A 19479-nucleotide genomic window follows, 5' to 3' on the forward strand; every position below is an offset into this window, starting at 1 on the left:
TAGATTTTTGAGGCTGGTATGTTGACCATTTTTAATGGAGTGAATAATTATGAATGTGATAAATAAGTGCAGGACGTTAAGTGTATTTCTAGTGATATTGCTAGCTTTTTCTCAAACAGTGTTTGCTGATAATAAACAAACAAACGAGGCAACTGTAAATAAGCATATAGCTGAAAGAGAGATTGAGGAGGTTGATTTAAGTCTGCTGCAGAAATATATGAAAGACCACTCGGTACTGGCTCTAATCGATGCAAGAACGGCCAAAGAGTTTAATGCTGGACATATTTCAGGGGCTGTGAATATCCCCTTTAATCAGTTAGATGATTTTTATAAACGACTGCCGAGTGAACAATCTACAAGTATCCTTGTTTATTGTAAGAGTGGGAGGCGGGCACAAAAATTGGTGAATTTACTAATGGAGAAGGGCTATACCGATGTCAAAGCCATTCCAGGAAAACAGTTAAACTATCAAGAGGATAAAGTTGGTTTTTTGAATGTTGATTGAGGACGTTACTAGCAAACACGCTTCGCAGAATACAGGAAGGTGTATGAATAATTCACTTTCACACACCTTTCTACTTATCTTAAAGTTATGATTGAGGCTGATCAACCCGATCCAAATTCATTACCTTGGTCCAGGCCTGCACAAAATCATTTACAAACTTGTCAGCGCCATCACTGGAAGCATAAACCTCTGCGACTGCCCTTAATTCAGAGTTTGAACCAAAAATCAGATCTACAGGTGTGGCTGTCCACTTTGCCTGGCCACTTTTGCGATCTTTTCCTTCATAGATACCCTCTGATTTTGCCGACTTGGACCAGACAGTAGACATATCGAGCAGGTTCACAAAGAAATCATTCGTCAGTGTGCCGGGGCGCTGAGTAAGTACACCATTCTGTGAGGAGTCGGTATTTGCATTAAGTGCGCGCATTCCACCAACCAGAACAGTCATTTCAGGCACACTCAGGGTTAACAGGCTGGCTTTATCAACTAATAACTCTGTAGGGGTTCTCCCATAACCATCGCCAAAGTAGTTGCGGAAGCCATCGGCCAGAGGTTGTAGTACCGCAAAAGAATTAACATCTGTTTGTTCCTGGGAAGCATCGGTGCGTCCAGGTTTGAAAGGGACCTGAATTTTATGCCCGCCCTGCTCTGCAGCTTTTTCAATGGCTGCTGCGCCCCCAAGTACAATGATATCTGCCATTGAGATTTTTTTGCCCCCGGATTGGGAACTGTTAAATTCCTGCTGGACTTTTTCCAGCGATGCCAGGACTTGTGATAGTTCAGTGGGATCATTTACCGACCAGTCCTTTTGGGGTTCCAGGCGAAGACGGCCACCATTGGCGCCACCGCGAAAATCTGAACCACGGAAGGTAGAAGCAGAGGCCCAGGCAGTCCTCACCAGATCGGGAACGCTAATGCCTGCCGCCATTATTTTTGCTTTGAGAGAATCTATATCCCGGCTGTCAATTAGTGGGTGATCAACTTTGGGGATAGGGTCTTGCCAAATTAAATCTTCTTCGGGCACCTCCGCTCCCAAATAGCGCGCGCGAGGGCCCATATCCCGATGAGTCAACTTGAACCAGGCTTTGGCAAAAGCGCGTTGAAATTCTTCCGGATTTTCTTGAAACCGCTTGGCAATTTTTTTGTAGCTGGGATCGAACTTAAGGGATAAATCCGTGGTAAACATGATGGGGGCATGGCGCTTATTCTTGTCGAATGCATCGGGCACCAGATTTGCCGCGCTCTGATCATCGGGAATCCACTGAACGGCACCAGCTGGACTTTTTGTTTTGACCCAATTGAATTTAAACAGATTGTCCAGATACTGCTGGCTCCAATTGATTGGGGCGGCAGACCAGGCCCCTTCCAGGCCGGATGTCATTGTGTCGTCGGCATTACCTTTCCCACACTTATTTTTCCAGCCAAGCCCCTGCTGCTCAATTGGGGCGGCGGCGGGCTCTGGGCCGAGGCAATCAGCCTTCACTGCACCGTGAGCCTTACCAAAAGTATGGCCTCCGGCAATCAAGGCTACTGTCTCTTCGTCATTCATCGCCATGCGGGCAAAGGTTTCGCGGATATCTGTGGCGGAAGCCACCGGATCGGGATTGCCGTTGGGGCCCTCCGGGTTGACATAAATAAGCCCCATTTGCACAGCGCCCAGGGGTTTGTCCAGCTCCCGATTGCCGGTGTAACGCTCATCCGCCAGCATCTTAGTTTCGGGCCCCCAATAAATCAGGTCGGGCTCCCAGTCATCCTGTCGCCCCCCGGCAAATCCGTAAGTGGGGAATCCCATGGACTCCAGGGCTACATTGCCGGTTAGCACCATAAGATCAGCCCAGGACAGTTTGCGCCCATATTTTTGTTTGATGGGCCAGAGTAGACGGCGGGCTTTATCGAGGTTGGCATTATCAGGCCAGCTGTTGAGGGGATCGAAACGCTGTTGGCCGCCACGGGCACCACCGCGACCATCACCGATCCGGTAGGTGCCAGCGCTGTGCCAGGCCATTCGGATCATAAATGGGCCGTAATGACCGTAGTCTGCGGGCCACCAGTCCTGTGAAGTTTTGAGCTGAGTTTCGATGTCCTGTTTTACCGCTTTAAGTTCCAGGGTTTGGAATTCGGCAGCGTAATCAAAGTCGTCACCCATTGGATTGGATCTTGGAGAGTGCTGCCTGAGGGGACGCAGATCGAGCTGATCAGGCCACCAAAACCGATTGGACTTTGGCTGCCCTTCTACTGCGCCCTCAAGAATTACTGGATCAGTGACGACTTCCTCATGGGTATCTGCGACGCTAAATGGCGCGACTATAAATATTGAGATTAATAAAGCGACATAACTACGATTATATTTTATTAACATTTACAGTATCTCCGTACGATCGTTGGTACATCCTTTGGCTCATTATTTATTTGATGATGAAATACCTGACTCTATTCCTTTCTGCTGATTTCTTTTGTCATTTGGCTGAAGTGCAGTCTTGGATATGGGGTTAATAGTATATAAATTTTATAGCGTCGCGTTTAAAAGGAATTAATTAGGTAGATTGGTGAACTTAATTACTGGTTCTTTAATTTAAAGGAATTATGGTTTTGGGGTAGGGCGGTGTTGATATTTTTATATTTTGAAGAAATTTGTGCCAAAAAATTTCGGGTTGTAAATCTAAACCAGTGTTGGAGAAATAAAATAAGCATAACGGGATAAATAAGGCTCTCCGGACAGAGAGCCCTGAAGGCAATTAATTGCAGAGTGTCTGTAAGGTAAGAAGAGGGCTCTGCCCGCTCTCTTTGGAGCTTAAATCCAGACCGTTAATGCCCCGTTCCGATGCGATGACCAGGCCGTTATTATTATCGTTTAACCAGCTGTCGACGATTCCTGAGGCTCCCAGGTCAATGAGATGTCGGCCGGTAGAGGAGGGGATAAAACTGCCCACCTGGAGTCCAAGAATAGAACTACCCCCGACAGAATCCCAAGTGGCCGACTCTTCCCGCCAACTTTGTGTTGCCATGTAAATGCCGTAGCTATTGCTGGAGGTATTGGTTACATTCAATTCGAGTGTCGCATCAATATACTGGCGACAGCTTAAATCTGATAAGTCAAAGCGAATGAGGCTATAGAGAGTTCCATAGGTTAGATCGCTGCCGTCGGCGAGGAGTCCATCGCTATCACCATCGAAATTATCATCCTCTTTTCTGGATGAAATAAACACATCGTCTGAAGCAACTTGAGATACCTCTTCACTAATAGAATCGCTGCAATCGGCGGTTACCCTGAGGGCTGGGGCAATACCGGTTTCTTGTGAAGAGATATCTACCCCATCACTGCCACTCAGTGAGGCAATGACCAAGCCAGTATTTTCATTGTTCAGCCAACTATCCAGAAGACCTGATGAACTCAAGTTCACCACTTGGGTACCAGTAGACGACGGGGTAAAGCTGGCGAACAACTGTGAAAGCACCGTTGATCCACCGACAGAATCCCAGGTGGCTGATTCCTCACTCCAGTTGGATTCAGCCAAGTAAATACCGTAACTATTACTGGACCGGTTGGTGATATTAAATTCGATTTCAACTGAATTTATCGTCGAGCAGTGAGATAAATTGGAGAGATCAAATTTAATCAGTGAGTAAAGCGTTCCATAGGTGCTATCACTGCCATCTGCGAGAAGTCCATCTGAGTCATTGTCAAAATTACTGGAAGAGTAGCGCGATGAAATAAATGTGTCATCAGTCACTGGTAGTGACAGTTCGCCATTACCAGTGTCGTCCTCAAGCATAACGCTCCTGCCAACGTTATTTTGTGCGAGAACCATAGCTTCACCAATTCGGTTGGCGCTCCACCAATTGATATTTTCCGGTAATACAAGAGGATTATTGGCTCGATCTTCTCGTGTTAGAGTACTTGCGCTGTTATCGAACTGTGCTGTGCGTACAGTGAGTTGGTCAAAGCTGACCTGGATAACTTTGAACTGCTGGATGCTGGCCATATCTATGGTCCAAAACTTGGCATCATTTGCTGAGCGAGCTGGTGCTCCCCAGCTTCCCTCACCAACGTAAACGGTGCCGCCGGTTTCGTTGGTTGAAAAATCGCTATTACTGGGGGCAACGACTTCGGTGACTTTGGTGAGATGGGTATCTGATTCGACCACCATATTCATGGCGTAGTCATAAAAGGGTTGTGCCCACCAATTAAATAATGTGGGGTTGTCAGATTTACCGCTGTAGTGGGGGAACATGGGTTTGTGGTACTGGGCAAAGCGCCAGTGACTGTAGGCGCCAGTCCCTGCTAAATCACTCTCAAGCCAATTGTTCATGGCGGTAGCATAAGATGACCAGCCGCTTTCTTGAAACTGGCTGTTTAGTGTGTAGACACGCAATAGGGGGGAAATTTGTACTGCGCCGTAGGTATCACTGGGGCTACAACTACCATCCGCATTGAAGTCCACACCAAAGACCTGGCAGGTGGTTGAATAGTTGTCATCCTCATGATTTCCATGGGTAGGTATTAGAGGGTAAATACGTTGATAGCTATAGCCATCAATTTCGTCGTTGGAGTAGGTCAGCGTCCAGTCTTGTAAAAAGTCATCCATTTCCGACGCACTGTTGGCGTTGGTAAAATCACCGCCATGCATAACGGCCAGTGGGCGAATTTTGGCTAGTAAAGCATTGCCCTCGCGCCGTGTTGTATGCCCCGTGCGGGTATCTCCCCCAGCGACTATGACGAAGGGAGATTCCTCCGCAGGAGCCGTTTTAAACCAGAACCGGTCGCCACAGCCGTCCTGATCACACACACGATAGTAAACTGCTGAATCCGGTGTTAGGTTTTCCAATCTGACAAAGTAGCTATCTAAGCTGCCATCGAAGGTAGATGTAGAATCAACCCCTTGACTGCTCCAGCTATTTTCATTGGTTGAATAGCCAAAACTAATGTAAGGGTTACTACTGTGGCCATCTGGCGAAAAACCGATAACGGCACTGGTGGATGCATCACCATCCCAGGCCAATCTGTGGTGTTTAGTTGCTGAACTGGCATCAATTGCCAAACATAGAGCCGAGATAGCAAAAGCAGTGCTTAAGAACCGTCTCATTGGGGGTTTCCTGTAAGTAGTGGTTATTCTTTTCAGGCGCAGCAGCTTTAGAGATTAGTTGCAAAAGACTTGTGCGGCGCGCCGGAATTATTGTGGATCTTTATTACAGGCCGTTGAATGATTGGAGACTAAACGAACGAAAGCGGCGTTTCGATAGGGAATTGTGATGGTTTTTGCATTCATAAAATTGATTGCGCCAGCACCTGTTCCCAGATATTGGTAGATGCCATATAAAGGCCTGTCAAAATTACGGGTCCAATAATCTCCCCTTTGAGTTTTCGGGAAATATTCAGTCGCAATTAGAGGTCTGCCAGATTTACTTTCCTGCAGGATAATGGATCGTAACTCTGTAATATCGGGGAGCCGCCAGTTTTGCGTTGCACACAATTTCTGTTGATTGGTATTGCGAATCAGATCCTCGGTATCACACCGCTCTTCTTCAAAATAACAATCTCCATTATTTTCTATACCTTCTTCATATTGATACCACGAGTAGGTCCACCTTCCATCGTGAATTCCTTCGTCGTCAGTTTTTACTTCCCAAAGAAGCCCTGTATCGGTGTCGCAGATACAGGACCAGGGGCCTGCCCAAGCCTCGATAGGCTCCCCATTTTTATCAATTTTAACTAAGTGATATTCCCTTGGCAGAGGTTGTGATGGTTGGTGCAGTATGACTGCACAGACCGTGATTGCAGGAAAAATGAATACCCAAAATATGCGCACAAACATTATTGATCTGCCAACTTGATTTTGACGGGGAGGGCGTGGCGAGTGTGGGCGATTTGCGAGTGATCAAAGGCAGAAACCCAGAGGCAAATACCATCTTTTATTGCTACATCTAACGCTGACCCAGTATTTAATTTTCGCACCATCTCCATAGACCATTGGCCTTCCTGCCAAACAGCATAGGCCCTGACATCGGCACGATCTCCCTCAAAGCGATTTGAGGTATAGAGGACTGAAGGCATAATCGTATTGATAGGATAATTGTCATCTTCAGCCGTGTATGGCTGGTAATCAAACCAGGAAATAGACCAATCTCTCTTTGTATCCTCGTTTTGATATGGAGTCAGGCTGGAGGGACTTTTGGGTAGTCGTTTTGGTGTAACGTTTTTTGAGGAGTACCACTTCCAGTTCATTAAGTATGCCCCGGACTCTTTGCCATCCTGGAGATATCCTGCGGTATAGCGGCGAGCTCCTGGCCTTACAATATCAGGCTTGCCAATATAATTGTCATCTGCCAAGTGCATTTTATTGGTTCTTACTGCTTTCCAGTGCCAGAGATCGTGTATTTCATCGGATGAGCTGTAGTGGTAGCCCTTGCCATGCCAATTTGCGGGCAACTGTGCTGATGGTTTGCGACCCAGGTGAGAAGTTCCCGAAGCACCGAAATCACAGGAATTGGAAAGCAGGATGGCAAACTTATCTTCATAGTGACGGGTTTCATTAAAGTTTTGAAAACCTTGCTGCTGTATTTCCCAGCCAGAATCTACTTTTTTCAGTGGTAGGTGTTTCAGGCTTTCAGTGGGATCTTCCCAAGTGATATGAAAAAATATTTCCTGTTGGTTATGCAAGGCTCTCAAGTTGACGGTTGAGCTACCATCAATAAAGTTAGCACCTCCGTCAGTATGGATTTTAAGTGATATGGCTGAGGACCATGCGGATTCTTGGGGTATTCCATCTATGTTTATAAAGGTTTCCGGACTTATTTTCTCAACTGTAAGATCGTGGTAACTGTTATTTGTAACAATAACCCAAAGTAATAAAGTGACACAGCCGACAGATAAGTAGGTAAAAATTGAAGTTCGATAGCCCGATCGAGTATTGGGAAGTAAGTAACTCAAAGTCTTCAGGCCATAGGTTGTTAGATAAACGCCAGCATGAAGAAATATATAAAGTAAGATCGCAAAAGCACTATAAAAGTGTGCCTGACGAAAGATAGAAGGATTGCCGGAACCAATAAATAAAATCCAGCCACTTAAGATCATGAGTGTTAAAAAAAATGAGCCAATGCGTGTTACTACTCTATGGTAGCTAATTGATGTTTTATTAGGTTCACTGGATGAGTTTGTACTTTTTAATTTAATTGTTACTTTATAGAATAAGTAACAGAGAAGGATGGCTGAAGTAACAATTGCGACAAAGAAGTGAATATCATGAATCTGTCCCTGGGGTAAAAGTTCTTCGATATTTCCAATACTTGGCTTAGTCAAGGTGGAGATACGGAGCCCCGTTAGCAGACTACATAAAACTGCAACAATGGCCACGCTGTGCAGAATTATCCAAAGAGTACTCTTCGGTTGTTTGGCCATGGGAGTATTCCAAAAGGGTTTAGGCTAGTAAAAAAGTGTGGCATTTATATTAATTAAAATAGACTACATTCTGTGGATGGAGTCACGGCGCCTAAAAAATGAGGAATGCGCTGCGCTGTAGTAACGCATAAAGAATGAATGCCGATTCCGAGCTTACCGAGATATAATCACAGCGAGTCTCAGTTGTAGAGTCTCCTTTCCGCCTGACCCAATAGTGTACTACTCAGTATTTTGACCTGTTCAGAACAAATAGCGGGATAACTTATTCTTGTTGGTATTCGGCATTCTGTAACTACTCATGCAGCTGACACTTATTCAGGCTTTCACTTTTCTCCAAATCTTCCGATATGGCCATAAGTTTCGGGTGGTCACTTCTCCAGTCAAAATCTTCATGGCGAAAATCAAGATAGGATAGTGCTGAGCACAAGTTAATATGTGGCAAGCTAAGACTGGCGGGTAATCGATCCAGGTGCTTTTCCAGGTAATCTAGAGATCTCTCAATAGCACTGAAGTAGCGCTGCCACCAAAAATCAGACCTAAGTTCTTCCCGTGCGCGCAGCTTTTCCATTTGCAGATGCACTGCTGCGTCCATTAATCCAGAGCTGACACTGTGAAAAGTATACAGATCCCAATTGTTGTCTAGTGGTGTAGATAAGTGACCATCCCCTAAGCTTTTATCAAGAAATGCACAGATGACTTCGCTGTCAATGATCGAGGAGCCATTATCCAGGGTTAGGCAGGGGACTTTTCCCAAGGGGTTGCTGGAAATAAGTTCGTCGTCATTGTGAAAGGGGTGAGAGAAATGCTCTGTTACCACAGAGTGCAGACGCTGTTCTTGCACAACAATGCGCGCCTTGCGCGCAAAGGGGGAGGAAAAGGTCAGGTACAGTTGCATAGGCCAAGCTCTTTTTAGCTGCGTGCCCTTTCAGCAACTGCAGTGACCGCCAGTGCTGCTACGAGCAACTGTTAACGCGTACTTTAGTGATGGGTAATCACTGAAGTAATGCGGTTATAGAGGTGCTGTTTCAAGTAGGCTCTCTGTTTTTTGAGGCTGGAATAGTGATCGTCGTCGGTGCCAATACCACTATCCTGAAGGCCTCTTATTTGTTTATCCAGTTTGCTGTAGATGTCGTTTTCAAGTTTGAATTGAATATCGTCTTCGATGAGCTGCTTGATTGTGTCTGCATATTCTGGGAAATCCACCGAGAGCTCGTGTGAAGCAATGGGCATAAGGGACCTCCACAATCGATATTAGTTAATGAAGTGTAGGTTCAGTCTTGCCAGTCACAAAAGTGCAATTCTAGCGCTGCTTCCCTTAATCAACATAGTTATAAAGTGAAGTTAATATAAGTTTGTATATAGCCATTTGATATATATAAAAGTTGAAGCTATTTTATTAGCAAATATTTTTTACCCTCTTTTTTTTGATTATTGGTAATTGTTAGTCAGGTGAGGCTTAAGCAGAGGGCTGGGAGGAAGTGACGGGCACAAAAAAGCCCGACAATTACTTGTCGGGCTTTTTTGTTGCGGTTCTGCTACTGGGCTTAGGCCGAAGCCTCCAGTGGGGCAAAGCGCAATTGGCGCCTCTGCAAAAGCTCACCGAGGTAGAGCTTTAAGTAGGCTGCAGCGGCCCGTTTCCCCTCTGCTGCGGAGTCTTCTGTTATTTTTCCAAAGCGGGAATAAGACTGGGAGCAGAAGGAGTCGTTAATGTTGATGGCACACATAAACCGGTCTCGCCAATCCTGAGAGGGTGGTAACTCAAACTCCCGAGACAGGTTTTTGATCAGAGTATCTGCCAGGCGCCAATTGTTTTCCATTTGTAGTTGGCGTAATGCCCAACTGGACTGAGGTCCAAAATGTACTTTTAGTGCCGCGAGATTCTCTTCATAGTAGCCGCGCACAAGGTCGCACAGCTGATTCAGCATATCCTGCCAGCTTTCTGACGGAGAAAAATCCGAATGGCCCAATACTACGTCACCGAAAGACTTATAGTGACGCTCGGCCAGGGCGGTTAAGCTGGCATCTACACTTGGGAAGAAATGATAAACAGACGCTGCTGGAACACCTGCAACCTGACTAAGGTTTGCGAGGCTAATATCCGTAGAGTCTTGTTCAGTAATTAATACTTCAAGGGCGTCAAGAAGCTTTTCATACTTCTCCCGACCATTTTTGCGTTGTGGTTTGCGCGGACTGGCGGTGTCGCGCCGGCTGATTGCTCGTCGATCGATTTGGTTCAAACTACCTCCCCCTTTAGACAAGCGGTACTGGCCATGGGCTAGCATACGCTTTACTTCCATGTAAAAAATTGTCTTTTGGAATTGATTATTATAATCGTACCAAATTCGGGCGAGCAAGAAGAACTTGTTTGATTTGTGGGGTAGTTCCACCTTAATTAATTAAATTCGGCTAGCAGGTATTTCTACCAGCCGAATGGAAATGCAGCTAGTGATAATGTAGCTCTGTCGCCTTTCCTCGGAAGACGTAATAAGAGAAAACGGTATAGGCGAGGATGACGGGAACTACTATTACCGCACCCACAAGAATAAATTTTAATGAGGCGGTGGCACTGGCTGCCTGCCAAATATTTAGTTGGCCGGGAACAATATCAGGGAAAAAGCTGAAGGCCAGGCCGATAAAGCACATCAGGAAAATAACGACGACCGTGAAAAAAGGAACCGCTTTATGTCTATCTGCAGGCTTAGGCATTCTCGCCAACAGAACATCATTGGAGACAAAGGCAATAAAGCATAGGGTGGGGATGAGTAGTACAAACATAACTAGAGGGTAGGTAAACCATCGGTCAAATACTGTTGGGTTTACCAGTGGATTGATGGCCGATACTGCAACCACCCCAAGCAGGGTGGCCCGCCCTGCGTAACGGGTCCATGTGGTCGCTCGTTTTTGCAGCTCCGACTCGGTTTTAAGAACCAGCCAGGCGCCGCCAATATAGGCATATGCGGCGGTAACTCCCAGAGCACTGAGCGCTGAAAAAAGCTGTGCAGACCAGTCGGGCTTAAAGCCAATCACGTACTGCCCCAGCATGTACCCCTGCGCAAGGCTGGTAATAATAGATCCCGCTTTAAAGGTTCGATCCCAGGTTAGCTTTTTGTCGATGGCAGCTTTTGCACGAAAGTCGAATGCCACTCCTCGCATGATTAGCCCGACCAGCATAATCGCAGCTGGTATATATAGATGCATTAACACCAGGTTGTGTGCGATTGGGAATGCAATCAGGAGCAAACCGATTGCCAGTACCAGCCAGGTTTCGTTGGCATCCCAAAAGGGGCCAATGGATGCGATCATGGTATCCCGCTGCGATTCCTCCTCTTCTCCCATGGGGAGCAAAATTCCCACACCAAGATCGTAGCCATCCAGAATTGCGTAGACTATTACCGCCAGGCCCATAAGGGCGACAAAGGCGACAGGCAGCCAATAGGCCGCTGCAGAAGCGCTACCGGTCATTTGCCTTCTCCCTTGTCATTTTTCTCGGTATCTTTTGGGCGGTTGGTTAAGCTAGTGCCGGCGAATAGTTCCTGAGTTTCAAACTCCTCGACTTTTACAGACTTCAGGGCCATCACTTTCAGGGTTCTTATGTACGCATAGAGCAATATCACGTAGACAACCAGATAAAGGGTTAGGGAAAAACCGACATGAGAAGGTGGTACTGGAGTAACAGCGTCGGCGGTTTTCAGTACTCCTGTAACGAGCCAGGGTTGGCGTCCAATTTCTGTGACATACCAACCGGCCAAGGTGGCTATCCAGCCGGAGAATGTCATCGCGACCAGGGTTTTAAGCATCCAGCGAGGCAGCTCACCTTTACGCAATAGATAGACCCCACCCCAAGCGGTTAGCAGCATCAATATGCCTATGCCGACCATAATGCGGAAGGCGAAGAATACGGGGGCTACCGGTGGGTGATTATCGGGGAATTCATTAATTCCCTTGATCTCACCATCCCACTCATGGGTAAGGATAAGGCTGGCCATTTTGGGAATGCCGATCGCCAAATGGTTGGTTTTTTCTTCTCCGTCGGGAATCGCAAATAACAGCAGGGGGGCACCGCGCTCTGTTTCCCAAACCCCCTCCATTGCGGCGACTTTTTGAGGCTGGTGCTCAAAAGTGTTGAGTCCGTGTAAGTCACCCACATAGATTTGAATCGGAATAAAGATGGCAGCGAGAATCAGTCCTGTTTTAAGGGCGAGCCGGGGCGCGCGTTTGGGGTCTCCTTTAAGAATCCGATAAGCGGAAATCCCCGCAACAAAGAAAGATGCCGTCAAACCCGAAGCCAGCAGCATATGTGTAAGTCGGTAGGGGAAAGAGGCGTTAAAGATAATTTCCATCCAGCTTGCCGGGTAGGCGACCCCATCCCGTAAATCGAATCCGGCAGGTGTTTGCATCCAGGAGTTGAGAGCAATAATCCAAAAAGCGGATAGAGTGGTTCCTGTTGCCACAATAAAGGCAGATAAAGTATGTATTTTGCTTGGCACCTTATTAATGCCAAACAACATAATGCCGAGAAAGGTTGCTTCGAGAAAGAATGCAGTAAGTACTTCGTATCCGAGAAGCGGGCCGGCGATATTGCCGACCTGGGCCATAAAGCCGGGCCAGTTTGTTCCGAACTGGAATGACATGGTGATGCCACTCACTACGCCGAGAGCAAATGTCAGGGCAAAGACTTTTACCCAAAAACGATATGCGCGCATCCAGACCGGATTATTAGTTTGGTCGTAGCGTAATTTAAAAAAGAAAACGATCCACGCGAGTGCGATGGTGATTGTTGGAAATAGAATATGAAAGCTGATATTTGCGGCAAACTGTATCCTGGAAAGGATCAGGGTATCTAGCATGAGAGCCTCTGCTGGTCTGAGATCTTTGAACCAGTGAGCCGATTAGCACCTCCTGTGCTAATCGGCACTGCAAGAAAATATAGAGGCAGGTGTGTGTTCCCGCGTATACAATCCTGCAGGAGCCGACTTTGGATCGGCAGCGGCACGGCCTTGTGCCGTTTTTAATCCAGCACTATGGGCTGCTGGATTAAAAATATGCCGGGGCTTTTAGCCATGGATTTGGCCCTATGGGTTTCTCCCCGGAATAAGTGCTTCAGATGAAGGTGTTATTTCGCTTTGAGTGCAGCGGTATATTCCTCGTGCTAGCGTTTTTTTCGCTAGTTTGAGGTGTTCTGTCCACCTGTCATCTTACTTTTGAGTTCCAGTAGCTTGACGATACCGGAGCCTAGCTTCATCAATTTAAGCAGGTCCTGGTGTTCTAGCTTGCTGAGTGTGTTGGCAAATTCTTCGAGTAGCTCCAGCAAGCTGTAAACTTCCTGGATTTTTTCCTGTGCCTGGGCATCCAGCTCATCTTGGGGCTCATTGAGCAGCAGCTGGCGAAGCAGACTTAATGTAGGGTCGAGCTCTCGCTTGCGGCGCTCCTCGAAGACAGTGCGAGCGAGGTCCCAGATTGACCCAGCTGCAGTGAAATAATCTTTGCGATCGCCCGGTTGATGGTGCAGCTCAACCAAGCGCCAGGCCTGTAGCTCTTTGAGCCCCATACTGACATTGCCACGACTGATCTTCAGTGCCTGGGCCAATTGCTCGGCATTGAGTGGCGTGGGATGAATGGTGAGTAGGGCAAACATTTGCCCGACCGTGCGATTGAATCCCCAGCGGCTACCCATTTCACCAAAGTGCAGTACGAATGCCTGGGCTTGACTCGATAGTTTCATTTACTTCTTAAGTTTCAGAAATTTCTGAAAATTGTAAATGTAAATTGATCTATGTCAATCACCAATTTAAAAAATAATGTGAGGCCAGCGAAAGGCTCCCTGATTCTGATCTGGGGAGAGGCTGGTTATATGCTCAAACTACTTTTGGCTCTTTGGTACCAGTTGTCGGGCACGATAAAGCCTCTGCAGGCTTCGCCATTTTTATCGACGGCGGCGATGCACAGGGGGTGGGTAAAACTTTCGGGCAGCAGCGCTTCTAGCAATTGATCGGCAGTCATGCCGGTGGTGCTTCTCTGAGGCGCCAGCCAGGCTTGCTTGGGGAGCGCCAGCCACTCGAGAGCACCGCGGTTTGCCTGGCTCAGGGAGAATGACCGAAACTCAGATAACGATACCCACCAAAGATCATGACTGGAGGGCCGGTGAAGTGTATCCAGGGGTTTGAACAGTCTCCCAGGCATTAGCGCCCACTGGCGATCTATCTCTAGGCCGTGCTCTTTCAGCATCGATTGAACTGCCGGCATGTCAATCAGTGGTAGTTGATGATCTGTCATTCTTGCCAGTTTGATATCCAGTCGGTCCTTGATTCCGGGCCCCACCCAATGGATATCGGTAACCTGGAGATAAAATTTTACGGCAATTTCCCAGTGTTCACACTGGTTGCTGGGCAGGTGTTGCACGACGAAGTCGAGTTCCCCCAGTGTCTTGCCGCCGGACCTTAGAGGGAGGTTTTGGTAGAGCAGCTGGTAGTCGGGATGTTTGTCAAAGGCAAATGACCAGAGCCTTTCAAAGTAAGTGCCCAAGCGGTTGTTGGGTTTGTTGAGGCTGAGTTCGTGTAGGTAATTATCCAGTTCAGGGGAAAGTGCATTTTTTACTTTCGGGCAGGAAAAGTATTCCAGTAGGGACTTTCGTCGCGTGGGTAGAAGCCAGGGGAGTTGGTTAGCTGCACTAAAAGCTGTAACGGAGTCCTCGCTAGTGGGAATATCCGAACTTCCCACGGACCACATTAAGTTGTCCCAATTATCTACCTGTCCGCTTTTCAGGGAGGAAATCATGGCCTTCTGTATCGTTTCCTGAGTCATTAAACTTCTGTATATTGCTAAAATACAAGACAGATTGGTGAAGTCATCTATGATTGCTTTACCATCTGAACTAAAAATAATAATTACACTTATAAGAATCGATCCGAGCACCAAGATAATCAGCGAATTACCGATGTCGAAATAAGTCCTCTGGCAGTGAAGTTTCTGCCTTGATTTCGTTATCCATCTCCAGTGCCAGCTTTATTCTGGGAGTTGATTTTGGTCGGGTATTTTTCTTACAGTGACTGATACTGGAGAAAATCATGGAATCAGGTCCCCTTATTTCGATCGGCTTGCCTATCTCGCTGTTTATCATCATGGTGGGAATAGGGATGACCCTAACTGCCAGGGATTTCCATCAGGTAACGGTAAAGCCCATTGGCCTTATTATCGGAACTTTTACCCAAATTCTCCTGATGCCAGCTATAGCAATTGGCCTCTGCTGGGGATTAAATCTACCACCGGCCATTGCTGTTGGCCTAGTCATTATTGCCGCCTGTCCGGGAGGCACAACATCGAACCTGTTTACCTTGATGGCTCGCGGCAACGTGGCGCTTTCTATTGTATTAACAGTTTCTGCCAGCCTGATCACTATTGCCAGTTTACCGCTTTTCGCAAATTATGCGCTTCGAACTTATTTCGGCGCTGACCAGACTATAACTCTGCCATTCGCCAGTACAGTGGTGATGTTATCCAGTATTGTCCTCTTGCCTGTTGTGATAGGGATGCTATTTCGTGCCTGGAGACCGCACCTGGCTCGCCGCGCAGAGGGAATAGTCAGTATTTTTGGCGGGGTTGTATTGCTTGCACTGGTAGCGGGTCTTATCTGGGGAATTCGCGATCGCCTTGCAGACTTGATGGTTCAAGCTGGACCCTCGGTCATTCTATTGAATCTCTGTGGTGTGCTATTGGGGCTTCTTATCAGCCGGGTTGCTGGCCTGCCAAAGCGGGAAGGGGTTGCGGTTGCAACGGAACTCGGTATTAAGAACAGTACCATCGGAATGATGGTAACCCTCACGCTCTTACACTCGAGTGAGATGTCCGTGCCCTCTGCAGTTTACGGTGTATTGATGTTCCCATCTGGCGTTCTTTTGGCGTTATATGGTCGCCGTGGTGCAACGAAAAAACTGGCCTCTGAGACGGAAGGAGCAGGTGAAGTAGGGTAGTAAATGTTGCATTTACTGAAAACTAGACCATACCTTTACTATTGAGGGTGTGGTCGATCTTGGAAAATTGAGCTCGCCTATACCAATTTCTGTTACTGCACTATGAATTTCAATAATTCTAATGTGCGGCCACGGATTACTGAATGTCCTTTTTAGATATATGTCTAAAACCAGGCATTGAGTTGTCTCAACCCCAGATTGTAAAGTCAATATGTTCAAGGGTTTTACGGCGAAGCGCAGCAAGAAAAATAAAATCAACAACAACCTAAAATTAGATGCTCTGGTCTGGAAGAGAATATTGGAGCAGTCGACTCTCAGTGGTAATGATTCTGGGGTAGGTAATGCGGCTAAACACAGTATTGTTGTTTCTCTGACTAGCTATGGAAAGAGAATCCATGATATCCATTTGTGTATCGAGAGTTTATTTCAGCAGTCGCTAAAGGCGGATTTAATTGTACTTTGGCTATCGACCAAAGAATTTCCAGATTATATGTTGCCCAATATTTTAATGAGGCAGGTGGATCGTGGATTGAGAATTGAATTTGTTGATGAGGATCTAGGACCTTACACAAAGTATTATTACGCGCTTCAAAAATTTCCTGATAGCCTGATAATCACGGTGGATGACGATATCCTCTACCCGATGGATACCATCGATATGCTGTATCAGTCATATTTAAAGTTCCCGTCACATATTTTCTGTCATCGAGCTCACAGGATAGGTGCTGATAAGAAAGGCAATGTATTGCCTTACAATAAATGGAGGACAACGCGGGAAACTTGGAAGTGCAATATGAATATTAAACCTTCTTATCGCGTTTTTCCTACTGGAGTTGGGGGTGTTTTATATTATCCCGGCTCTTTACATCCCGATGTTCTAAATAAAGATAAATTTTTGGAGTTATGTCCTAATGCGGATGATATCTGGCTTAAAGCCATGAGTATGAGGCAAGGAGTCCGTTGTGCAAGAGTGCCAGATGTTCGTTTCTGGAGGGATAGGTTTTTAACAATCCCTGGGTGTCAGGCTAGCGGCTTGAAGAAACAAAATTTAAAGGGAAAGTGTGGTAACGATAAGAAAATACGCAGAGTATTTTCTGAATATAATTTAACTCAGTTACTCTTAGAGTGAATAGGCGCTGCTTAATCTATAGGTAATGTAGCTGTCGTTCTCTAAGGTTGATGTTTGGCTTTCAGTTTAATCTCAAATTGCTACCACTTATAACGAAATCCTAATTCCAAGCCTCCGGAAAAACTATTCCCCAGGTTTTCCAAACTGCTACTGTAATAAATTTCTGAATAGATAGAACAGTGATCACCGCACTCATCGTAGCTCGCGCCTAAGCGCAATTCACCGTACCAGGTATCAGGTTTTTGACTGAGTCGGGTTTCCGATACGAGTAAATTAGTCCTCTGGTCGATATTGTAAATAAGGCTCGGAGTTGCGAACAGAGAGAACCTTTCCAGGGGAATTGAGCCATACATATTGCGACTGCTCTTACGCTGGCTCTTGCGCTTTTCAAAGATGGTTCCCAAACGTAAGAGGAAGCCATTGTTATTGATATCTGTAGCTTGTACTGCATAGATATCCTGCAAGTTGTTGGCTTCCTCCGAGGTGTAAATCAATTGCGCATGGGGTGTCCAGGAATAGTAATCATGCAGTTTAAAACTCTTGCCGCCCTCGATAGATAAGGCGTAACCAAATGCTTCATCGCTATTATTGAGTTCGCGCAGTGATTTGGCATCCATTTCAAAGTCAAACCAATTTAGCTTAAGTTGACTATCAATAAAAATGCCATCCAATCCATACCAAGTGACAAATGCGCTGACGCCGTAGTTACTCGCATCGATTGAGCCATCACCAAAAAATGAACTCACATCGTTATTTGAATCGCCGTAGTGCAAAGCGGCGCTGCCAATAAGTTGGCTTCCAAATACGGAGACTTGTATTGGTAAATCAAAGCCCACTTGTACTTGATAGTAAGTCTGTTTCCAGTTTGCACGGGTACTGGACTCATTAGGGTCAAGGGTAATATGTCGGGCAGAGTTCCTGATCCAAAGTCCACGATTATCAATTGCCTGCTCTTGGGCATCGCTATACTCGCTACTGGCCAAGTCCAAATAGCTTGTACCTACCCAATAGCGATTTCCCAGGCGGCTGCGTAGTGAAGAGGGAATATTGAGTGTTCTGAGAATTTGCGGGAGGGCTTCGTAGAGTACTGCAGTAGGTTGCCAGCGGATCATTCCGCCTTCAGGAAATACTGAAGAGTTATCCACAGTTGAACGCAAATACCAGCTGCCATCATCACTTCCTCCTGCGCCGTTCTGGTGCAATGTGTAAGCATAGGCTCCACCTATCACTGCCTGCTGATCATCTTTACTGACAAAGTCCCCTGCCAGGGTGAATTGTGCATTTGATTCGCCTTTGACGGAAACCACCTTAATACCATTGCCCTCTGTCCGCTTTCCTTTACCTGAGCGGTTAAAGACAGAGATAGTGGTGGTGCCAGAGCTGTCTCCTTCCACAATTAGTTGATCGCTCTGTGAAAAATCATCTTCAAGGACGGCGTCTACCCATAGGCGCCCATTATTAGAGCGGTATTGCCCATAATTTCCATTATCGTCTTTGGCTATGGTGAGGGTGTTGAACCTATTGTTGGATAGATCAATGGTTCCACTATTGGATACATCTCCTGAAATTACATAACTGTCGCTATCAAAAAATGCCTGCCCACCCCAGCGAATATCCAGGCCGAGGGAATTTCCTTCCGAATCGAGACCTCCTCCGACAGCTAAACTCCCAGTGAATGTCATTTTGGAGCTACCCCAGATAACTACTCTTTCCCAGTTGTTTAGAAGAGTCCCATCAACGGAGTAATCCAATTTAAATATTAAATTGTCGACTTCACCATCATTTGCACTGAGATCATCACCACCATCCAGTATGACGTCTCCATCGAAAGAGTGTGAATCTATCAGTAGGGTGTCTGATCCGGAGCCGCCTCGAATTTCGTTACTGATGCCCTCATCCCAATAGATATAGTCATCGCCGTTTCCGCCATCCAGGTAGTTAAAAATGAACCCTCCATCCAAGGTGATGGTATCGTTTCCTTCTCCTCCCCAGACGTGAAAGGACAGCCCATCGAGTAGAATCAGGGTGTCATCTCCATCGCCTCCATGAATGCCTCCTCCCCCGAGATAATTCCCTACATCACTGGATCGCTCGTCGAGAGTTATCGTATCGTTGCCAGCGCCACCGTCGGCAAATAAGGTAACAATTCCTCCCGTGATAGTAATTTCGTCATCTCCCTCTCCCGCAAGTACATTTTCCGCCGTTCCACCGTTAAGAATGATGGTATCGTTGCCGGCATAAGTTTCTATGTCCGCACCATCGGGGTCATTGTCTTCGTCACAGGTGATTTCATCTGCGGCAGTGGTGCCACTATTGCCGGGGGTACATTGTGCTAGAGAGTGGCGGCTAAAAATAAGCAGTGCAGAAACCGTCATAATGAGTAGGAATATTTTTACGAATCCTACAGAAGAAAGCTGGAAACCAGTTTTTTGGGGAGACACAGTTATTCCTTTATATTGTGCCAGATAGTTGTAATATCGAT

15 protein-coding genes are annotated in these 19479 nt (G+C 46.5%); 3 read left to right on the plus strand and 12 right to left on the minus strand.

Annotation, left to right across the window (positions count from 1 at the left end; translation table 11 throughout):
• Positions 1-49 precede the first annotated feature (49 nt).
• Positions 50-505 (plus strand): rhodanese-like domain-containing protein, encoded by a 456-nt coding sequence (locus ACJJI5_RS04690; RefSeq protein WP_445355651.1) that lies wholly within the window; start codon positions 50-52, stop codon positions 503-505.
• Between the two features lie 85 nt (positions 506-590).
• Here ACJJI5_RS04690 and katG read toward each other — a convergent pair whose 3' ends face one another.
• From katG to ACJJI5_RS04745, 11 genes are all read right to left on the minus strand, one after another.
• Positions 591-2864 (minus strand): catalase/peroxidase HPI, encoded by a 2274-nt coding sequence (katG, locus tag ACJJI5_RS04695; protein ID WP_445355652.1) that lies wholly within the window; start codon positions 2862-2864, stop codon positions 591-593.
• 376 nt (positions 2865-3240) lie between these two features.
• On the minus strand, positions 3241-5589 hold the full coding sequence (locus tag ACJJI5_RS04700; protein ID WP_445355653.1) for a DNRLRE domain-containing protein: 2349 nt from the start codon (positions 5587-5589) through the stop codon (positions 3241-3243).
• An 87-nt stretch (positions 5590-5676) separates the two neighbouring features.
• Positions 5677-6318, minus strand: a complete 642-nt coding sequence (locus tag ACJJI5_RS04705) for an Lcl C-terminal domain-containing protein (RefSeq protein ID WP_444896083.1) — start codon at positions 6316-6318, stop codon at positions 5677-5679.
• Positions 6318-7901 carry an ethylbenzene dehydrogenase-related protein gene (locus ACJJI5_RS04710; RefSeq protein ID WP_444907258.1) on the minus strand — a complete coding sequence of 528 codons (1584 nt, stop codon included), beginning with the start codon at positions 7899-7901 and terminating at the stop codon, positions 6318-6320. Before ACJJI5_RS04710 ends, ACJJI5_RS04705 begins: the two co-directional genes overlap by 1 nt.
• Positions 7902-8193: 292 nt before the next feature.
• Positions 8194-8796, minus strand: coding sequence for a glutathione S-transferase N-terminal domain-containing protein (locus tag ACJJI5_RS04715; RefSeq protein WP_445355654.1), 603 nt, complete (start codon positions 8794-8796; stop codon positions 8194-8196).
• 83 nt (positions 8797-8879) lie between these two features.
• Positions 8880-9131 carry an HP1242/YdcH family protein gene (locus tag ACJJI5_RS04720; protein WP_282931240.1) on the minus strand — a complete coding sequence of 84 codons (252 nt, stop codon included), beginning with the start codon at positions 9129-9131 and terminating at the stop codon, positions 8880-8882.
• Between the two features lie 314 nt (positions 9132-9445).
• Complete coding sequence (locus ACJJI5_RS04725; protein WP_444896086.1) at positions 9446-10198, minus strand: TetR/AcrR family transcriptional regulator; 753 nt, start codon at positions 10196-10198, stop codon at positions 9446-9448.
• Between the two features lie 145 nt (positions 10199-10343).
• A complete protein-coding gene (gene cydB, locus ACJJI5_RS04730) occupies positions 10344-11363 on the minus strand; it encodes a cytochrome d ubiquinol oxidase subunit II (protein ID WP_445355655.1) in 1020 nt (339 codons plus the stop codon).
• Positions 11360-12748: a cytochrome ubiquinol oxidase subunit I gene (locus ACJJI5_RS04735; RefSeq protein ID WP_444896088.1), complete on the minus strand. Its 1389-nt coding sequence runs from the start codon at positions 12746-12748 to the stop codon at positions 11360-11362. The genes cydB and ACJJI5_RS04735 overlap by 4 nt, the downstream gene beginning before the upstream one ends.
• A gap of 317 nt (positions 12749-13065) precedes the next feature.
• Positions 13066-13623 carry a GbsR/MarR family transcriptional regulator gene (locus ACJJI5_RS04740; protein ID WP_282931244.1) on the minus strand — a complete coding sequence of 186 codons (558 nt, stop codon included), beginning with the start codon at positions 13621-13623 and terminating at the stop codon, positions 13066-13068.
• Positions 13624-13748: 125 nt separating this feature from the next.
• Positions 13749-14702, minus strand: coding sequence for a DUF1853 family protein (locus tag ACJJI5_RS04745; RefSeq protein WP_445355656.1), 954 nt, complete (start codon positions 14700-14702; stop codon positions 13749-13751).
• Positions 14703-14965: 263 nt separating this feature from the next.
• Here ACJJI5_RS04745 and ACJJI5_RS04750 point away from each other — a divergent pair, with 263 nt between their 5' ends.
• On the plus strand, positions 14966-15868 hold the full coding sequence (locus tag ACJJI5_RS04750) for a bile acid:sodium symporter family protein (protein WP_444892036.1): 903 nt from the start codon (positions 14966-14968) through the stop codon (positions 15866-15868).
• Between the two features lie 211 nt (positions 15869-16079).
• On the plus strand, positions 16080-16997 hold the full coding sequence (locus ACJJI5_RS04755) for a glycosyltransferase family A protein (protein WP_445355657.1): 918 nt from the start codon (positions 16080-16082) through the stop codon (positions 16995-16997).
• 80 nt (positions 16998-17077) lie between these two features.
• Here ACJJI5_RS04755 and ACJJI5_RS04760 read toward each other — a convergent pair whose 3' ends face one another.
• Positions 17078-19438, minus strand: coding sequence for an autotransporter family protein (locus ACJJI5_RS04760; RefSeq protein ID WP_445355658.1), 2361 nt, complete (start codon positions 19436-19438; stop codon positions 17078-17080).
• Between the last annotated feature and the right edge of the window lie 41 nt (positions 19439-19479).

The organism is Microbulbifer maximicatervae (SeqCode) (genome assembly GCF_052467955.1).

Coding starts and splice junctions, on each gene's coding strand:
- ACJJI5_RS04755 (WP_445355657.1), top strand. CDS start 16,080: ATGTTCAAGGGTTTTACGGCGAAGCGCAGCAAGAAAAATAAAATCAAC.
- ACJJI5_RS04750 (WP_444892036.1), top strand. CDS start 14,966: ATGGAATCAGGTCCCCTTATTTCGATCGGCTTGCCTATCTCGCTGTTT.
- ACJJI5_RS04690 (WP_445355651.1), top strand. CDS start 50: ATGAATGTGATAAATAAGTGCAGGACGTTAAGTGTATTTCTAGTGATA.
- cydB (WP_445355655.1), bottom strand. CDS start 11,363: ATGACCGGTAGCGCTTCTGCAGCGGCCTATTGGCTGCCTGTCGCCTTT.
- katG (WP_445355652.1), bottom strand. CDS start 2,864: ATGTTAATAAAATATAATCGTAGTTATGTCGCTTTATTAATCTCAATA.
- ACJJI5_RS04715 (WP_445355654.1), bottom strand. CDS start 8,796: ATGCAACTGTACCTGACCTTTTCCTCCCCCTTTGCGCGCAAGGCGCGC.
- ACJJI5_RS04735 (WP_444896088.1), bottom strand. CDS start 12,748: ATGCTAGATACCCTGATCCTTTCCAGGATACAGTTTGCCGCAAATATC.
- ACJJI5_RS04705 (WP_444896083.1), bottom strand. CDS start 6,318: ATGTTTGTGCGCATATTTTGGGTATTCATTTTTCCTGCAATCACGGTC.
- ACJJI5_RS04720 (WP_282931240.1), bottom strand. CDS start 9,131: ATGCCCATTGCTTCACACGAGCTCTCGGTGGATTTCCCAGAATATGCA.
- ACJJI5_RS04710 (WP_444907258.1), bottom strand. CDS start 7,901: ATGGCCAAACAACCGAAGAGTACTCTTTGGATAATTCTGCACAGCGTG.
- ACJJI5_RS04725 (WP_444896086.1), bottom strand. CDS start 10,198: ATGGAAGTAAAGCGTATGCTAGCCCATGGCCAGTACCGCTTGTCTAAA.
- ACJJI5_RS04700 (WP_445355653.1), bottom strand. CDS start 5,589: ATGAGACGGTTCTTAAGCACTGCTTTTGCTATCTCGGCTCTATGTTTG.
- ACJJI5_RS04745 (WP_445355656.1), bottom strand. CDS start 14,702: ATGACTCAGGAAACGATACAGAAGGCCATGATTTCCTCCCTGAAAAGC.
- ACJJI5_RS04740 (WP_282931244.1), bottom strand. CDS start 13,623: ATGAAACTATCGAGTCAAGCCCAGGCATTCGTACTGCACTTTGGTGAA.